Raw genomic sequence first — 18,086 nt, 5'->3', positions numbered from 1 at the left:
ATGATTTACGAAATACCGCTCAATAATGGCAATCAAAAATTTAGTATTCGTCTAGGCGGAACACAATATAAGTTGCAACTTATTTACCGCGTGGATACTTGGTTCTTAGATATTTTTGATAATGCCGAGAATCCTTTAATTGCTGGCTTACCTTTACTAATGGGGGATAATTTGCTTATCCAACACCAGCATATTATTAGTGGTTCATTGTATGTACTAAATACTAATGAAGATGAAATCCAGCGATTCACCGATTTAGGTACGATGATTAAACTGTTTTGGAGTGACTCATGACAATGCAGTGGATGCGTAATTGTAGGCTAACCATTCAGGTTGATAAAAACGCCCCTGAAGCTCTGGATTTCTCAGATTTTAAAATTACTTTCGTTGTAAGTCAGGGAACGACCGAGCAGCCTAAGGCGGCCGAAATTTATATCTATAATTTATCTCATCAAACTATGAACCTTTTGGCTGGGGTCGATGACTCAAAAAAAGATACGCAAGTGATTTTGGCGTGTAGTTATGGAGATGATGAGCCTGAGGTTATTTTTAAAGGTAGTGTTTTTCAGTTTAGACGAGGCCGCAGTAGTCCAGTAGATACATATCTTTGTATCTTGGCCATATCGGGCGACCAGATAAAAAGCGCCGTAATAAATCAGTCGGTACCCGCTGGTACTTCAATTCAAGGATTAAGTGAGCTGGTTGAGGGAGAGTGTAAAAAGTACGGTATCGATATTGGTGAAATTGCAGCTTTAAGCGAACAAAAATACCCACGTGGCCGTGTTCTTTTCGGAAGTTTACATGGGTATATCGAAAAGATTGGCAAAGAGAATAACGTCACTTATGACTATTCAGACGGTGTTTTAAGTTCTACGGAGTTGGATAAGTGGACGCTTCAGCCAATGTTTGTTTTGAAAGCAGATACTGGCATGGTTGGAATGCCACAGCTAACCAGCGAAGGGCTAGTAGTTAAATGCTTGCTTAATCCAAAGCTAAAACGTAGAGATCGTATTCAAATAGATCTATCTAATTTGCAGACAGAGAATTTTGATATTGCTTACGGTGGTCAGCAAGTGGACCAGCCACAAAAGACTCGAAAGCTTGCTACAAATTCAGAAGGTATTTTTGTTATCCAAGCCATTGAGCATAGTGGTGATACGCGTGGGGATGAGTGGTATACAAACATGGTTTGTACAGCACTTGGGGCTGTGGTGCCGAAAAGTGGAATCACCATTACCGCCCGTGATGATAGCTGGACTCCAGAGCAGGAGGACACCTAATGGTATTATCAAATAATGAGCGCTCACCGGATCTGCTAAATATTATTAAAGATGCAGTTAGTGAGGAGATTTTAGCAATTTGGACTAATTTGCCCTGTGAAGTGGTTAGTTATGATCCGGATGCTGTAACAGTAGAAGTAAAGCCATTAATTCGTGTGCCAGTACGGACTCCTGAAGGTAGTATCAAGATGATTGAAATTCCGATACTGCAAGACGTTCCTGTAATGTTTCCGTGCGCTGGCGGTTTTACAATTACTCATCCTATCAATGTAAAGGATGAATGTGTGGTTAGCTTCTCATCGCGCAATATCGACTTGTGGTGGCAATCTGGAGGGGTTCAAAATCCTTTTGATACTAGACACCATGATTTATCCGATGGCTTTGCTTTCTTTAAACCTCAATCACAAGCCAAAAAGATTAAAAATATTTCTGCAGAAAATCTGGAAATTAGATCCGATGACAATACGACTAAGATCCAAATTACACGAGATGGAATTATTAACTTTTTTGGACAGAAAGCGGTCTTCGATTGTGATGTAGAAATTAAAAAGACACTGAAAGTAACAGGTTTGATAGAGTCACTTGAAGATGTTCTTGCTAAGACTGTGAGCTTAATTAAACACATTACTACCGGCGTTAAATCTGGTACTGATACTTCAGGTCCACCACAATCATAGAAACCAAATTGAAATCAATATGAGGGGCGCGAAAGCGTCTTTTTTTATGCGCTATAGAAAACTTTCAAATGATGGCGACTATGTCTTTGGATCTAGCAAGAATGATTTTCTTGTTAATTCTCCAGAGGCCGTGGCCCAAGCCATTCTCACGCGCTTAAAACTTTGGCTTGGCGAGTGGTTTGCAGATACATCGGACGGTACCGGATGGAATCAATCCATTGTCGGTAAACAATCTAAAAACCTTTATGAGCTCACGCTCCATCAACGTGTACTTGAAACGCCAGGCGTAAAAAGCATCGTAGATTTCCAAAGCGCTTTAGATCCTGACACGCGCCGTCTAACTGTCTCAATGACAGTGAATACGATATTTGGCGAAGCATCTCTTAACGGGGACTTAACAACATGACTTTAACAACTGTAGCGCCAGTTATTACTGATGCTGGTGTCAGTGCACCAACTTTTTATGAGATCGATGACTATTTTAAAACTAAGTTCAAGGGCATTTACGGTGAAGATGCGTATTTAGAAAACGATAGCCAAGACGGTCAAATGATTGGTGTTTTTTCGCGTGCAATAGCTGATGTAAATGGTGCTTTTATTAAGCTTTACTCTACTTTTTCGCCAAAAACAGCAACAGGTGACGCTCTATCAAGGAATGTGGCCATTAATGGTATTTCGCGTCAGCTACCTACATTTTCTACTGTAGATCTAGAAATCACAGGTACACCCGGTACCGAAATAAAAAAAGGGTATGCACTGGATCGGAATAGTAATCAATGGATGTTTCCTGATCTGGTAACTATTCCCGCGTCTGGAAATATTGTTGTTACTGCTAAAGCGAAAAAGCCAGGTGCAATATTAGCGCTAAGCAATACCATCACAACTATTGGTAAGCCTACGCGAGGTTGGAAGGGGGTAAATAACCCCGCAACCTCATCTCTGGGTATGCCGGTTGAAGTGGATGCAAAGTTACGACAACGTCAGGCGCTTTCGGTAGCAATTCCATCTCAGTCAAAGACAGATAGCATCAAAGGCGGGCTTTTTAGTTTGGCTGGTGTTTCACGTTGTAAAACCTATGAAAATGACAGCAATAAAGCCAACGATTTAGGCATGCCACCTCACAGCTTATGTGTGGTTGTTTCTGGTGGCGATGCAAATGAAATTGCTGATCTTATGCGGGTTAAAAAGAGTCTAGGGTGCGGATGGTTTGGCAATGTTAATGTGCCTGTCATTAATGTATTTGGTGATCCGGTAACTGTATCGATTTACCGACCAAATATTAGAAATATCAGTTTCAAGCTAAATATCGTGGGCTCGTCTGAATACACAAAAGAGATTGAAAACACCATTAAGCAAAACCTAGCAGATTATGTGAACCAACTTGATATTGGTGATCGGATCATGCTCAACAAGCTTTATATTCCGGCTGGTTTGTTTGGAAATTTAGACTCAGAAACTTATCAAATTGATTCCATAGAAATCATTGTTGATGGTGTTGTTATCGAAGGAAATTACAGCCTCGCATTTAATGAAGTCGCTTATTGTGATTCGGATAATATCGAGATTAACACCTCAGGGGGATTCTAGTGGATGCAAGCAAATATGTAGCCCTCTTAACTAGTCAGCATCGGGATAAGCCAAATTTTAGAAAAACAGTTGAGGCATTAATAAATCCTTTAATTGATTGCCTTGAATTTCTAAATAGTCTTAACGATAAGTTTGATCTTGAGACTGCTACCGGCGACCAATTGCAAATTATCGCTGACTGGGTGGGAGCACCTAACTCTATACCTAATGCGGTACCAGTTCCTTACTTCGGTTTCCAAGGGCAACCCGGTTCCTTAACCTGGCGTGATATTGAGGACCTGAGTATAAAATCAGGCTATTGGCGTGAATCTGGAATGAGTGGTTATACAGCTTTGGCGATGTCACCGCAGCTTTTCAAAAAAGTAATTAAAGCCAAAATTTTGCTTAATAAAAGTGATTGTTCCGAGCAGTCAGCAAAAGAAATTATTTCTCTCGTAATCGATAAACAATTCAAGTTTAAAGACAACTTAAACATGACGATAACTTTCACATTTTTAGAAAGTTACGAGGTTTTTGAGCGAGAGTTAGTAAAATTAATGTTCCCTGTGCCTTCTGGTGTAAGGTTGATTTTCGAGGGTGAAGATGAGTATTGATAAATTAACAGAGTTTGCAAAACTTGCCGACGATAAAAGTAGTAATACTGCAGGTTTGGAGCTAGAAAAAGGCTTTCCTTCAGTAATACAGCCGGCACGACAGTGGTTTAACTGGCTTTTTAATGTAATTACGAAAAAAGTAAATGAGTCAATTGATGAGATTAATGCTCTTGGTGATGACAAAGTTGGCTATACAGATGTTATAGACGATCTAACATCTGAGGAAGAAGACAAACCCCTTTCAGCAAACATGGGTAGAGAGCTAAATCAGAAAAAGTTAAGCAAATCTGATTTGGGCACAGGTTCTGCACCAATTTATTCTATACGCGCGTGGGCTAATTTTTCAGGAATTAATGCTGCAATTAGAGGAAAAGGAAACATTGCTCGTATTACTAGAACTGGAGTTGGAACGTACAGTATTGTCTTTGAAGTACCAATGACAGACGCAAACTACAGCGTTACTACAGCGCAAGCTGGGCGCGGAGATGCTACTTCGTTAGCTGTTAGTGACTTAACTACTAATGGTTTTTTGTTGAGAGCAAATTACGGTGGAGATAACACACAAGGTGGTTATGATCCAAGTGACTGCTTTTTTCAAGTCGTTCGTTAAGCTTTTAAATTATTCAAAATATACCGCTGCAAGGCGGTTTTTTGTTGCGTGGAGAAACTGTTATGGCAAAAAATTGGAATACAGTTTTAGCAAGTATCAATAATTCAAATGATATTTTGGCTATCTTAAGAAAGATTCTGCCTTTGTTAGATGGGAAAGTTGATTCTACTACTATTGATGAAGTTATTGCTCAACTTAATAAAATTGCGGAAGATGGCAAGATTACTATAGATGAAGCATTAGAAACAATTAACTTCCTTGAACAAAAGATTGATGAAAAAACTAGTGCTTTTAACGATGCTATTGAAGCCGCAGCAGCAGCTGGAGCAGGGGCGAATGGGTGGGATGAACTTTTAGTTAAGGTGGGTGAATCTAACCAAAAGAAATTTAATGATTCTACAGTTATTAACTTTGAAAGCCTTGATGATCTTTTAGCGTATACCGCTAGAACAAGCGGTCAAACTGTTTACTTAAAATCAATACATAAGGGATTAAATAAGGGTGGTGATAATTTCGTTTATGAACCGACGAATCAACTAATTAATGATGGCGGTAATATCTTTAACGGATGGACTAGGCAAGTTCCTCCAAGTTATTTCAATGCTCACAATTTCGGAGCAATTGGCGATGGCTCAGACAATGAATATGACCATGAAGCATTTGTAAAAATTTCAAATGCAGTAATGGCTTCAGAACTTGAGGCAATAAGTATTCATATACCAGATGGTGACTACATTGTAGGTAAACAGAGTTTTGTTGCGGGACAAGGTTTCATATTTGAGCATGTGCTAAGCATTGGATTTTCTCAGATGGTTAATAAAACTATTCTGCTTAAATCTGATGGTGCAAAACTTAAGTTAAAAGATTGGTTATATTTTGGTGTCTTCGATAAAAATACAAAAGAGCCTTTTCAGACTACAATGCCATTTTATCCAGGGACACCGTCTTGGGCTGTTGATGGGGCAAAAGTAACAAGAGCGGATACAGGGTATATTGTAAATTTTGAAAATATTAAAAGTGTTGTTTTTTCAGGTAAAATTGATATTGACGGTAATCAGGCAAATCAAGTCATTGGTGGGAAATATGGAGATTCTGGTTGGCAATTGATGGCTTATGGCTTTCGTGTTGCAAATATTAAGCAATTGGATTTAGAGAATATTTATACGCATGATCATTTGCTTGATGGTTTTTATATCGCAGGTTATAACTCTTTAACCGAACCAGACAAAGTACTTTCAGATGTGTTTGGATCTGTTCGAAATGTGGTTTCATATCATAATTCAAGACAGGCTTGCAGCTTCTGTGGCGGCCAGAATATTTCATTTTATGACTGCTCATTTAGTGACACTGCAGCGTCTGATATGAAAGTACAGTCTATGCCTATGTCTGGTCTGGATATTGAAGCTGAAATTTCCCCAATTCGTAATGCTCGATTTTATAATTTAAAAAGCTTTAATAATGCGGTGACTCAGGTCGTGGCAGATAGTGCTAATACAAAGAATGTTCATTTTTACTCAAGTCGTTTTTTAAGTCCAGCAGGTGGTGTAACTGCTTGGGTACGTAAGCCGCAATTCAAATTCTTTAACTGCTATTTTAATGGTTATATGGAAGGGCAGTATGGAACAAGTATTGAAGAAGATAGAACATTGTATCAGGGGTGTACATTCACAGATGACCCAAACGAAAATGCGAATGTCGGTACGACAACTTATTTAATAAACGCATCAGGGGCAAATCCTAAATTTGATGATTGTAAGTTTAATATTTTCAAAGCAGGTTGGATCTATGATTACGGATATTCTGGATCTATTGACCGTTTAACAGTTAAGAATAGCGAATTCAATATTTATACTGATTCCGCGGCAGCGGCGATGAATGGTATTTATGAAAATATAGTGATCAATGATTTAAGAGCAGATCCATCGAAAATTATTTATCCAACTTTTGATGGTGGGAGATATAACAATTTAGTTGTTAAGTCACCAACAGGTGCTAGTGGCATCTCCCTTTATGGTTCTACAAACTTGGTTAATGCTCGAAATGCTGTCTCTACGCGAAGTAGTAATCCCTACGATGTACTTGAAATTACACCTTTTGAACTCAAAGGGTTTCACGTGGCAGGTAATCAGGGAGTCTCGAGTTTAGTTAAAATTGGCTATTCACCATTTCTTAATCTCATGAATATTCAATACAACATTGGTGACATTATTCATTGCACAATGCCGAGTTCTGGTGTTGATAAATGGATTTGCGTAACTGGTGGACTAGGCACTGCTTCGGTGTGGAAAAAAGTTCCTTTAACTTTGCAAGACATTTAACACAACAAACCACCACAAGCCCTAGCTTTAAATAAGTTAGGGCTTTTTTATTGCCAAAATTTTGGAGAATGAAAATGTCTGAAACCCAGACTGCGCTTGAAGCGAGCGCAGCAACATTAACATCAAAAGTAACAGCAACCAGCGGTGTGGGGTCATTTATCGGATTTGCAGCAAAGATCGATGTTATTGCATGGGGCGGTTTGCTAATTGCTGCACTTGGCTTGGCAATTCAAATTTATTTTGCGGTTCAGAAAAATCGCCGTGAAAAGGTGGAGCATGAAATGCGAAAGGCAGAGTACGAGCTACGTATTAAAAAGTTAAAAGGTGACTGTAATGTCAAACAAGACTAAATATGTCGCCGCATTCTTAGCAGCTTCGGCTGCTTTTTTTGTGGGCGTGAAAAACGATGAAGGGTTTACATCAAAGCCAGTAATTCCCGTTAAAGGGGATCGGCCAACACAGGGCCATGGTTCAACATTCAAACCAGATGGCTCACCCGTAAAAATGACAGATCCACCAATTACACGTGCGACCGCAGATAAGTGGTTGCGAAATGATGTGGCTAAGCGTGAAGTCGCGTTTAAAGATTCATTGAAGGGCGTGAAATTATCACAAACTGAATATGACCTTTACTTGGATTTTTCATATCAGTACGGGGTACCAACATTCGCAAAATCATCAATGCTTAAACACTTGAAAGCTGGTCAATATAAAGCGGCTTGCGACTCATTACTTAAATATAAGTACGTTGCAAAGCGCGATTGCTCTATTCGTAAAAATGGATGCTATGGCGTCTGGACTAGACAGCTTGAAAGACATGCTAAATGTATAGGAGCGCAGTGATGTGGATTGTATTTGCTGCTAAATATTGGCGAGAAATCATTATTGTGTTTCTCGCTTTTTTATTGGCCATATCTTTGGCCGTACTCAATTACAAAACTGGTCAGCTAAAAGAAGCTGAACAAAAGTGTCAATCTCAGATCCAAGAGATTGAGCGCAAGAATTTGAAAGCTCTTGCAGAAAAGCAAAATCAGATCAATAAAGTGAGCGCAGACTATGAACAAGTCAAAGCAGAGCAAAGCACCAAAGTCGAATATATTGAGCGTGAAGTGCAAAAGATCGTGGAGCGTCCTGTTTATAAGTCTAGCTGTATTGATGATGACGGGGTGCAGCAACTCAATGAACTCATTAAAGCCGGTAATACCAGCTAATCTTATTCAACCATGCCCAAATCTAAATGAATTGGCGGGAACAACGGGCAAAGATTTAATGATCTGGTCAGTTGATACAGTTGCAAAATATAATGACTGCAAAGCAAGACATGGTGCGCTTGTGAAGGCTCTTGAGTAAGAGCCTTTATTAATGTGCAATTATTTGCTCAATAATCTGGATAATTGCACATTTTGAGCAAAGTTTTTCTCATTTCATATTCTCTCGAGGTTTTATCATGCAGCAATTAATGATCATGGTTTCGGAAGCGGGGAGAATGGAGAATACTTGCAATCTACCCGCTGATTTAGATAAGAACGGGAATGTTCTTAAAATCTATGACTACTCATTAAAAGAGTTGCCAATTAATTTGGATGGAACTGTCACTTACAACGGTAAAAGATGGACCTTTGATAAGAAGCAAAATTACCTCTAGACCTGTGGATAAATAGCGCATTACGCCAAATATACGCCAAAATATATATAAGTTATTGATTTTATAAAATAGATTGGTGCGCCCGGCGGGGATCGAACCCACGACCCCAGGCTTCGGAAACCTGTACTCTATCCAACTGAGCTACGAGCGCACATGTGTGGGGCACATCATAGGAAAAAAACACCGGTAGGTAAAGCACGAAATACATACCAAGTGAGTTTAATGCTTATTTAAACAGCAGCTTGTTCTATTTTTAGATGCGTTGTTGAATAAGCTGAATTGAATAGTTAATAGATTGAAGTGTCTTTGCTAGCTCATGAGGGGGAATACGTGACTCTTGTAAGTGAGTAATCCATTGCATTTGACACATTTTAAGTTCTTGAAGTGTTTTGATTTGCTCTATTTTTTGAATAAGGGGTTTTGCCATAAGGCCACAGAACTGACCTAAGCTTTGTTTCATTAGTAATTGTATTTCTTCAAAAGACAGTTGCTGAACTGGAATAGATGGTTGGTCATTTTCTATATTTGAAGAAGTTACAGACGTTGATTGAGGAACCTGAATCTCTCCAACTAAATCGTTACTTTTATTCTCATCAATATTTTTCGGATGTACTTCATTTGATGGTATAGATGACTCTTGAATAGATATTTGCTCGGTCAACTCTGAGTAACTTTCGTTAGAAGTAGCAATGAGTTTTAAATCAATCAGTTGTTGAATCAGCTCTGGAGGAGCAATACGCTTTTTAAACTCATTATTAAGGCTTTGAAAATCTTCATGATCAATGAGTAGAAGTAAACGTCTTTGTTTTGCATTTAACGTAATATTACGTTGTTGAAGCGCAACTCTTCCCAAATTGGTTCGATAAAAACCAGACATTGTATTTCCCCAATATAAAAATGAAGCAGACTGTTTAATTTTTATCAAACAGTACTGTTCTTAATAAAATATAAATGGGGTTAAAGATAAAACTCAAAAATGACAATATGATGAAGAATTTATGAATATCATCTATTTAAGTTAAGTCTTTAAAATGCACTTTCTAATGCCTTACGTAAATAGGTATCAAGTTCGTCTTGACGTAGAAGCCATTGAATATAATCTTTTGGCAGTTCAGCAATTGCTGTACCTTTATGCTTACCAAAGTTAATAGTCGTGGGGATACGGGCTTCTTCAGAAACTTGGTAAAGTTCTTCAATATCTTGAATATTTAAATGATAGATAATATGCATCAAAATATTGGCAGTTAAAATAATATCGGCATCGGCACGGTGTGCACCTTTGAGTAATTCTCGTGCTTTACTGCTGCCTTGAGAAATCATATAAATGAGTGCAGAAATATTATGAGCTTCTGCATCTGGCCAAGCTTTGCGTGCTAAAGCTAAAGTACAAATTGGTTTTATATGAGATACATCAACGCCACAACGAGCAATAGCTGCAATATCATAATCAATGTTGTGACCAATAATATAAGTTGTGCTAGCAGGTAATTTAAATGTTTTATAGTGAGGCTGGTTTTCTAGGTCAGACTCCAAGATGTGATGCACCGCCATCGCAGCATAAGAGATCGGCGTTCCAACCTGATAGAGCTGATCAAATAATTTGCTTTTATCTAAAGTTAGTTTACCTGCATTAAGTTCAATGGGAGCGTATGCAATTTCAATAGGCAAACCATTTAGTGTATGAGTTTCTGTATCTAAAATAATGGCTTGCATCTTTTGAACCTTTAAACAATTACAAGTAACCGTCAATGTTAACAGTTGACTAGCGACTTTAAAACATAGAATAAGGTTAGATATAGCTATGAAATTTAATTTATGGTGAAAAGTATAAAATCTCGCTACTTATTTTGATTAAATATCACTTGCGAAAAATGAAGATTAGGCGTAATTGTTTGTAAGACATTTAAAATGTTCATTAAAAACTAAAGCACAACAAAAATCGAATTTAAGGGAAGATATACCAATGAAAATGAAATTGTTCATGGCTAGTGTTCTTAGCACGAGTTTATTGTTGACGGCATGTGGTGGTGGAAGTAGTGATGACAGTCCAGCAAATACTGATCCATCTGGTACACCAGCCAATAATATTCAAAATCCAGTGGTTAAAGTCGATGCTTACACAAGTACTAACTTAGGAGCGGTTGCCGCTGAAAGTAGTATTTTGACTTATAAAATGTTAGGCCAAAGTGGACAAGAAGTTCAGGCAACAAGTTTAGTATTTACACCGACAACACCACCACCAGCAGGCGGTTGGCCAATTGTGGTTTGGGCTCATGGTACGACAGGGGTTGCAGATGCATGTGCACCAAGTAAATCGGCATTAACAGATAGTACTAAAGATTTAATTAGTAAACTTCTTGCGGCGGGTTATGTCGTTGTCGCTCCTGATTATGAGGGTTTAGGAACCCCAGGCATACATCCATTCTTAAATGTTAAAAGTGAAGCTTATTCAATTACTGACGCCGTGGTTGCAACAAGAAATTATTTATCGCAACGTAATTTATTAACTTCGAACAAATGGGTCACTGTAGGTCACTCTCAGGGTGGGCATGCTGCATTGGGTGCTGCACAATATGCAAGTCGTGCACAACTAAACTATAAAGGTACAGTAGCGGTAGCACCAGCTTCCAATTTAGGCAGTATTTTATTAATGGGTGAACTAGATGTTGTGAATGCGCCAATAAATATTAAAATTGGAACATATGCGCAGCTTGAGACATATACAGCTTTAGTTACGGCGGGTCTTCGAAATACACAGCCAAGCTTTGATTATTCACAGGTATTTACTTCACAAACAGCAAGTATTGCCGCACAAGCTGAAACAATTTGTGCTGGTCCGTTAGAGGGTGCTTTTGAAGCAGATATGGAAAGTTATGCTGGAAATCATAGTGGAACACTGGATGGATATACGCGTACTCAACCTAATTTTATGGCAGTACCTTTGGTTAAAGCATTTTTAGATAAAGATTCTCAACCGCTACAAGTAAAAGTTTCTACACCAATTATTATTTATCAAGGAATAAACGATAACACTGTACCTAAAGATGCAACTGATTTATTGATATCTAATGCCACTGTGGTAGGTACAAAAATTAATAGCTATGTAACGGGTAACTGGGACCATAATACGGCGATGAGTAGTAATGTAGATAACATTGTTGGAAATGTACAAAACCTATTGTCAGCTCAATAAGGGTAATGATATTTAAAGTTTTTTTGTTGTTATGAAAAGCTAAATTTAACTTTAGAAAATTATTAAATAAATGCTTTTTAAGTGTTTATAAATTATTTTAGATTTGATGGCTCATTTTTTATAAAAATTGAGCCATTTTTATTTAAAACTGAGCTAACTTGATTCTGTTTAATTATAAAGTTCATGCTACAATATGCCGCAATCTTAGCACGGCTTAAAAGCCCTAATTTATAGGACCCCCGCTAATGTTTGCCAATATTTCCATTTCTGAATTTGATCCAGAATTAGCTCAAGCTATTGCTTCTGAAGATGAGCGTCAAGAAGCACATATCGAGTTAATTGCATCTGAAAACTATTGCTCTCCTGCTGTGATGGAAGCGCAAGGATCAAAACTTACGAACAAATACGCAGAAGGTTATCCAGGCAAACGCTATTATGGCGGTTGCGAGTATGTAGATGTTATTGAGCAAATGGCGATCGACCGTGCTAAAGAACTTTTTGGTGCCGATTACGCAAACGTTCAACCACATGCTGGTTCACAAGCTAACTCTGCTGTTTATTTAGCACTTCTTAACCCAGGCGATACAGTTTTGGGTATGAGCTTGGCTCACGGTGGTCACTTGACTCACGGTGCAAAAGTAAGCTTCTCTGGTAAAACTTATAACGCTGTTCAGTATGGTTTAAACTCTGAAACTGGCGAGATCGATTACGAAGAAGTTGAACGTTTAGCGTTAGAGCACAAGCCACGTATGATCGTTGCTGGTTTCTCTGCTTATAGCCGTGTTGTAGATTGGCAACGTTTCCGTGACATCGCGGACAAAGTTGGCGCTTACCTTTTTGTTGATATGGCTCACGTTGCAGGTCTTGTTGCTGCTGGTGTATATCCAAACCCAGTTCAAATTGCTGACGTAACTACAACTACGACTCACAAAACACTTCGTGGTCCACGTTCTGGTTTAATCCTTGCGAAAGCGAATGAAGAAATCGAGAAAAAACTTCAATCAGCTGTATTCCCTGGTAACCAAGGTGGCCCATTAATGCATGCGATTGCTGCTAAAGCAATCTGCTTCAAAGAAGCAATGTCTGATGACTTTAAAGCTTACCAACAACAAGTTGTGAAAAATGCTCAAGCAATGGCTGAAGTATTAATCGCACGTGGTTATGATGTTGTTTCTGGTGGTACAGACAACCACTTATTCTTGTTATCTTTAATTAAACAAGACGTAACTGGTAAAGATGCTGACGCTTGGTTAGGTGCTGCTCACATTACTGTGAACAAAAACTCAGTTCCAAATGACCCACGTTCTCCATTTGTGACTTCTGGTATCCGTATCGGTACTCCAGCGGTAACAACTCGTGGTTTTGGTGAAGCTGAAGTTCGTGAACTTGCTGGCTGGATCGCTGACGTGATTGACAGCAAAGGTGACGAAAAAGTTATTGCTGATGTAAAAGCGAAAGTTGAAGCTGTTTGTGCAAAATTCCCTGTATATGCAAAATAATTTGTATGTATAGAAAAAAGCGCCGTAAGGCGCTTTTTTTATATTAATTATTCCAACCCCCACCTAAAGCACGTATTAAATTTACACTTGCAATGATTTGGCCACCTTTCAGCTGTGCTGCCAATTGTTCTTGTTGCAAAATAGTCCGGTCGGAGTCAATCACATCAAGATAGCTAATCGCACCTTCTCGATAGCGTAGATGAGACAGTTGATTTGCATGGCGAGATGATGAGAGTGCTTGGTTTTGAGCTTGAATTTGCTGATCAAGAATACGTTGATCGGATAAACCATTTTCAACTTCACGAAATGCGTTTAGTACAGTTTGTCTATAGTTAGCGACACTTTCTTCATAAGCTGCTCGTGCTTGAGCAACGCCTGCTTTACGTTGTCCGCCATCAAATAATGGTAAAGACAAAATAGTACCAGCGACTGGACCAAGCAAGAATGTACGGCTCGACCATTTACCCAATTCGCTTAAACTTGCAGATTCATAACCTAAGGCACCCGTTAGATTAACTTTCGGAAAAAAAGCTGCACGGGCAATTCCAATACGGGCATTATCCGCTGCCATAGCACGTTCAGCAGCAGCAATGTCAGGTCGTCTTTCAAGTAAACTTGAAGGTAAACCAGCTGGAAGACGAAGACTATTTGTAGTTAAAGGTTGGACAGCCAAGTTAAATTCAGCTGGTGTTTTGCCTAACAATACTGCAAGTGCATGCTCTGCATTGGCTCTGTTACGAGCAATGCTCAGTGCATTGGTTTGAGCTGTAGCCAGTTCAGTCTGTGCACGAGAAACATCTAATTCACTGACTAAACCATTTTTAAATCGGGTTTGAACGAGATCTTGTGTCTCACCAAGTAATTTAATAGTACGAGTATAAATTGCTTGTTCAGCATCAAGCTGGCGAATGAGAAAATAACCTTGCGCAACATCTGCTTGTAAGGCTAAAAGTGCCGACTGATATAAAGCTTCTTGCTGTTGTAGATCCGCTGTTGCTGCATTAACACTACTGGCGATACGACCAAATAAATCGAGCTCATATGAAACATTCGCTTGAGCACGCCATAAAGTTTGTGCAGACGTATGGGCATTGTCATCTAACCCCAATGAAGCAGGAGAGGGTTTTTGACGGGTTGGGCCAAAGCCAGCACCAATACTTGGTAGGCGTTCGGCTTGTGCTGCCGAACGTATTGCACGTGAAGCCTGAATATTGGCTGCCACCGCTTTAAGATTTTGGTTGCCGGCAATCCCTTGTTGTTCTAGCTCATTCAATTGAGCATCATTAAAAACACGCCACCATTCACCTCGAACTTGCTGATCGGCAGGCTGGGCAATTTTCCAATTATTGTCTTCAAGTTTAGGGTCTGACTCCTTGAATTTGACAGGAACTATAACTTTTGCAGGTTGATATTCCGGAGCCAAAGAGCAGCCTGCAAGAAGCAGGCTCCCTATCAGTGAGGACAATAACAAGCTTTGTTTTGCTGTAGTCATTAAATGTCCTCCTTAATGATCGTGTGGGTTGGCTAATGGTGCTTCATGAACTGCTGCCGAATGCAATTTATGTTTGCTATTCAATGTACGAATCAGGACGTAAAAGGCAGGGGTCAGGAATAAACCAAAGAAAGTTACCCCGATCATTCCGAAGAACACTGCAACACCCATAGCATGACGCATTTCAGAACCTGCACCAGTTGAAGTAACCAGTGGGACGACACCCATAATGAATGCAATAGAGGTCATTAAAATTGGACGTAAACGTAGACGACTTGCTTCAACTGCTGCTTTAAAAGCAGTTGCACCTTGCATCTCGAGTTCCCGAGCAAATTCAACAATCAAGATGGCATTTTTACAGGCCAGCCCGACCAGTACCATCAAACCGATTTGAGTAAAGATGTTGTTATCTCCACTGGTGAGCCAAACACCTGTCAGAGCCGCCAAAATTCCCATCGGTACAATTAATATGACTGCTAATGGTAAGGTTAGACTTTCATATTGAGCGGCTAAAACTAAGAACACGAGCAATACGCTAATTGGGAATACCCAAAGTCCTGCATTACCAGCCAAGATTTTTTGGTAAGTTAAATCTGTCCATTCAAACTTGATACCACGCGGCAAAGTTTGGGCAGCAATACGTTCAACAGCAGCTTCTGCTTGGCTAGATGAATAACCTGGTGCAGGACCGCCATTAATATCTGCTGCGGTATAACCGTTATAACGTACCACCATTTCAGGGCCATAGGTTTGAGTTACATTTACCAATGAAGATAATGGCACCATTTGTCCGGCACTATTACGGGTTTTAAGCTGCAAAATATCTTCAGGATTTGCACGGAAAGGCGCATCGGCTTGTGCACGAACCTGATAAACACGTCCAAAGCGGTTAAAGTCGTTAACATACTGCGAACCTAAATAAATCTGCATAGTGTTGAAAACATCTGTCACAGCAACACCTTGCTGTTTGGCTTTTACACGATCCAAATCTACGTTGAGTTGAGGTACGTTAATTTGATAACTTGAGAACATTGGACCAAGCTCAGGAGCTGATTGAGCTGCTTTCATAAAGTTTTGTGCAGCATCATTCAAGGCTGAATAGCCTAAGGCACCTCGGTCTTCAAGTTGAAGTTTAAAGCCGCCCATAGTCCCTAAGCCCATCACAGGTGGTGGTGGGAAAACCGCAATATAAGCATCTTGAATAGCTGAGTATTTCTGGTTTAAGGCACCTGCAATAGCATTTGCAGATAAGTCTTTGGCCTTACGTTCATCGAATGGTTTTAAGGTTACAAAGACAATACCGGCACTTGAGCTATTGGTGAAACCGTTAATTGAGAGACCAGGGAAGGCAACCGCGCTTTCTACACCGGGCTGTTTAAGTGCGGTGTCACTCATTTTACGAATGACAGCTTCGGTACGATCTAATGATGCGCCGTTTGATAGCTGCGCAAAACTAATCAAATATTGTTTGTCTTGAGCGGGAACAAAGCCGCCCGGAACAATATAAGAAATACCAACGGTTAAACCTAAAAGTGCTGCATAGACACCCATTGCCGATGCTTTATGGGAGATAACACGACTTACGCCTTTACCATAGTTGTCTGATGCACGGGTAAATACGCGGTTAAACAGCGCAAAGAAACGTCCAAATACACGGTTCATAAGGCGTGTTAATGCATCAGGTTTCGCATCATGACCTTTTAGTAACATGGCTGCTAAGGCAGGAGATAGCGTAAGTGAGTTAAATGCCGAAATAACCGTTGAAATGGCAATAGTCATGGCAAATTGTTTATAAAATTGCCCTGTTAAGCCTGTCATAAAGGCAAGAGGTACGAATACAGCAACCAGCGTTAAAGCAATCGCAATAATCGGTCCGCTTACTTCTCGCATGGCACGGTACGTCGCTTCCCTTGGGTTTAGGCCAGCTTCAATATTCCTCTCGACGTTTTCGACGACCACAATCGCGTCATCGACGACAATCCCGATGGCAAGCACCATCCCGAATAGCGAAAGTGCATTGATCGAGTAACCAAAAGCAAGCATGAGAGCGAATGTACCAATAATTGAAACTGGTACAGCAAGTAATGGAATGATTGATGCACGCCATGTTTGTAAAAATAAAATAACAACCACAACAACCAGTGCAATTGCTTCAAGTAAGGTATGAACGACTGCTTTAATACTGGCACGTACGAATTGAGTCGGATCGTACACAATGTCGTATTTAATTGAAGATGGGAAATCTTTTGAAAGTTCTTTCATCGTGCTACGCACTTGATCCGAAACTTGCAAAGCATTCGCACCCGGTGCTTGGAAAATTGGAATGGCGACCGCTTGTTTGTTATCAAGTAATGAACGCAAGCCATATTGTGAAGCTGCAAGTTCAATGCGTGCAACATCACCCAATCGAGTAACCGCGCCATCAGGAGCCGTTTTTAAAATGATATCTGCGAATTCTTGCTCAGTGGTTAAACGACCTTGAGCGTTTACCGAAAGTTGTAAAGGGGAATTACTTGGTGATGCACCAATGGTTCCTGCTGCAACTTGAATGTTTTGTTCGCGGATTGCACTGACAATTTCAGTGGCTGTGAGATTACGTTGCGCTACTTTCTGTGGATCGAGCCACACACGCATCGCATAGTCACCAGAACCAAATAAACCGACTTCACCTACACCTTGTAAGCGTGCCAAACGGTCTTTTACGTTGAGCACTGCGTAGTTACGCAAGTAAGTCATGTCATAGCGATTATCTGGTGAGGTCAGATGCACAACCATGGTTAAAGTCGGTGAGCTTTTTAAAGTAGTAACGCCTAAACGCTGTACGTCTTCAGGTAAACGAGGCAGGGCTTGAGATACACGGTTTTGAACCAATTGCTGTGCTTTATCTGGGTCGATACCGAGCTTAAAGTTCACCGTAATGGTTAAATTACCGTCACTGTTTGCCTGAGATTGCATATACAGCATATCTTCTACACCGTTGATAGATTCTTCAAGCGGAGAAGCAACAGTTTCAGCAATCACTTTTGGGTTTGCACCCGGATATTGAGCACGTACTACCACGGAGGGTGGAACAACTTCCGGATATTCTGAAATCGGTAATTTAAATACCGAAAGAAGACCGGCAAGTAAAATCAGTACTGATAACACACCAGCAAAGATCGGCCGATCAATAAAAAATTTAGAGATATTCAT

18 protein-coding genes, 1 tRNA gene and 1 pseudogene are annotated in these 18,086 nt (G+C 39.9%); 14 read left to right on the top strand and 6 right to left on the bottom strand.

Features of this window, described 5'->3' with window-relative positions; translation table 11 throughout:
• The 12 genes from ACLCEG_RS07180 to ACLCEG_RS07125 all read left to right on the top strand — a co-directional run bounded on the left by ACLCEG_RS07180 (position 1) and on the right by ACLCEG_RS07125 (position 8,710).
• Complete coding sequence (locus ACLCEG_RS07180; RefSeq protein ID WP_410566846.1) at positions 1-294, top strand: phage baseplate plug protein; 294 nt, start codon at positions 1-3, stop codon at positions 292-294.
• Positions 291-1,280 (top strand): phage protein, encoded by a 990-nt coding sequence (locus ACLCEG_RS07175; RefSeq protein ID WP_410566844.1) that lies wholly within the window; start codon positions 291-293, stop codon positions 1,278-1,280. The genes ACLCEG_RS07180 and ACLCEG_RS07175 overlap by 4 nt, the downstream gene beginning before the upstream one ends.
• Complete coding sequence (locus tag ACLCEG_RS07170; RefSeq protein ID WP_410566842.1) at positions 1,280-1,957, top strand: Gp138 family membrane-puncturing spike protein; 678 nt, start codon at positions 1,280-1,282, stop codon at positions 1,955-1,957. Before ACLCEG_RS07175 ends, ACLCEG_RS07170 begins: the two co-directional genes overlap by 1 nt.
• Positions 1,958-1,976: 19 nt before the next feature.
• The gene (locus tag ACLCEG_RS07165; protein WP_348838401.1) at positions 1,977-2,363 is read left to right on the top strand and encodes a hypothetical protein; all 387 of its coding nucleotides are present in this window, start codon (positions 1,977-1,979) and stop codon (positions 2,361-2,363) included.
• A complete protein-coding gene (locus ACLCEG_RS07160) occupies positions 2,360-3,544 on the top strand; it encodes a baseplate J/gp47 family protein (protein ID WP_410566840.1) in 1,185 nt (394 codons plus the stop codon). The genes ACLCEG_RS07165 and ACLCEG_RS07160 overlap by 4 nt, the downstream gene beginning before the upstream one ends.
• Entirely contained in the window at positions 3,544-4,137 is a 594-nt protein-coding gene (locus ACLCEG_RS07155) for a DUF2612 domain-containing protein (RefSeq protein ID WP_410566838.1), read from the top strand. Before ACLCEG_RS07160 ends, ACLCEG_RS07155 begins: the two co-directional genes overlap by 1 nt.
• On the top strand, positions 4,127-4,747 hold the full coding sequence (locus tag ACLCEG_RS07150; protein ID WP_410566836.1) for a hypothetical protein: 621 nt from the start codon (positions 4,127-4,129) through the stop codon (positions 4,745-4,747). Before ACLCEG_RS07155 ends, ACLCEG_RS07150 begins: the two co-directional genes overlap by 11 nt.
• A 62-nt stretch (positions 4,748-4,809) precedes the next feature.
• Complete coding sequence (locus tag ACLCEG_RS07145) at positions 4,810-7,065, top strand: hypothetical protein (protein WP_410566834.1); 2,256 nt, start codon at positions 4,810-4,812, stop codon at positions 7,063-7,065.
• Positions 7,066-7,139: 74 nt separating this feature from the next.
• Positions 7,140-7,415, top strand: a complete 276-nt coding sequence (locus ACLCEG_RS07140) for a holin (RefSeq protein ID WP_410566832.1) — start codon at positions 7,140-7,142, stop codon at positions 7,413-7,415.
• Positions 7,399-7,908, top strand: a complete 510-nt coding sequence (locus tag ACLCEG_RS07135) for a lysozyme (RefSeq protein ID WP_109428865.1) — start codon at positions 7,399-7,401, stop codon at positions 7,906-7,908. The genes ACLCEG_RS07140 and ACLCEG_RS07135 overlap by 17 nt, the downstream gene beginning before the upstream one ends.
• Positions 7,908-8,276: a hypothetical protein gene (locus tag ACLCEG_RS07130; RefSeq protein WP_031998072.1), complete on the top strand. Its 369-nt coding sequence runs from the start codon at positions 7,908-7,910 to the stop codon at positions 8,274-8,276. Before ACLCEG_RS07135 ends, ACLCEG_RS07130 begins: the two co-directional genes overlap by 1 nt.
• Positions 8,277-8,512: 236 nt before the next feature.
• On the top strand, positions 8,513-8,710 hold the full coding sequence (locus ACLCEG_RS07125; protein ID WP_057047710.1) for a hypothetical protein: 198 nt from the start codon (positions 8,513-8,515) through the stop codon (positions 8,708-8,710).
• Between the two features lie 74 nt (positions 8,711-8,784).
• Here the strand turns inward: ACLCEG_RS07125 and ACLCEG_RS07120 are convergent.
• The 3 genes from ACLCEG_RS07120 to ACLCEG_RS07110 all read right to left on the bottom strand — a co-directional run bounded on the left by ACLCEG_RS07120 (position 8,785) and on the right by ACLCEG_RS07110 (position 10,423).
• A tRNA-Arg gene (locus ACLCEG_RS07120) sits at positions 8,785-8,861 on the bottom strand.
• Positions 8,862-8,963: 102 nt separating this feature from the next.
• On the bottom strand, positions 8,964-9,587 hold the full coding sequence (locus ACLCEG_RS07115; protein ID WP_191106098.1) for a hypothetical protein: 624 nt from the start codon (positions 9,585-9,587) through the stop codon (positions 8,964-8,966).
• 149 nt (positions 9,588-9,736) lie between these two features.
• Entirely contained in the window at positions 9,737-10,423 is a 687-nt protein-coding gene (locus tag ACLCEG_RS07110) for a putative quorum-sensing-regulated virulence factor (protein WP_410566828.1), read from the bottom strand.
• Between the two features lie 250 nt (positions 10,424-10,673).
• On the opposite strand from ACLCEG_RS07110, the gene ACLCEG_RS07105 reads away from it, so the two are divergent.
• Complete coding sequence (locus tag ACLCEG_RS07105) at positions 10,674-11,903, top strand: alpha/beta hydrolase family protein (RefSeq protein WP_151761648.1); 1,230 nt, start codon at positions 10,674-10,676, stop codon at positions 11,901-11,903.
• A gap of 107 nt (positions 11,904-12,010) precedes the next feature.
• Here ACLCEG_RS07105 and ACLCEG_RS07100 read toward each other — a convergent pair.
• A pseudogene (locus ACLCEG_RS07100) lies at positions 12,011-12,088 on the bottom strand (hypothetical protein); the annotation flags it as partial.
• Between the two features lie 60 nt (positions 12,089-12,148).
• Between ACLCEG_RS07100 and glyA the strand changes: the two are divergent.
• Positions 12,149-13,402, top strand: a complete 1,254-nt coding sequence (gene glyA, locus ACLCEG_RS07095) for a serine hydroxymethyltransferase (RefSeq protein ID WP_004700476.1) — start codon at positions 12,149-12,151, stop codon at positions 13,400-13,402.
• Between the two features lie 43 nt (positions 13,403-13,445).
• Here glyA and ACLCEG_RS07090 read toward each other — a convergent pair whose 3' ends face one another.
• Both ACLCEG_RS07090 and adeG read right to left on the bottom strand, forming a co-directional pair.
• Complete coding sequence (locus ACLCEG_RS07090; RefSeq protein ID WP_410566826.1) at positions 13,446-14,894, bottom strand: efflux transporter outer membrane subunit; 1,449 nt, start codon at positions 14,892-14,894, stop codon at positions 13,446-13,448.
• A 12-nt stretch (positions 14,895-14,906) separates the two neighbouring features.
• The gene (gene adeG, locus ACLCEG_RS07085) at positions 14,907-18,086 is read right to left on the bottom strand and encodes a multidrug efflux RND transporter permease subunit AdeG (RefSeq protein WP_410566824.1); all 3,180 of its coding nucleotides are present in this window, start codon (positions 18,084-18,086) and stop codon (positions 14,907-14,909) included.

Origin of the sequence: Acinetobacter sp. H1(2024) (genome assembly GCF_046557555.1) — a bacterium.
Classification (GTDB): domain Bacteria; phylum Pseudomonadota; class Gammaproteobacteria; order Pseudomonadales; family Moraxellaceae; genus Acinetobacter; species Acinetobacter seifertii.
Note: the sequence above shows the minus strand (reverse complement) of the source record. Positions and strands in the feature narration are given on the sequence as shown.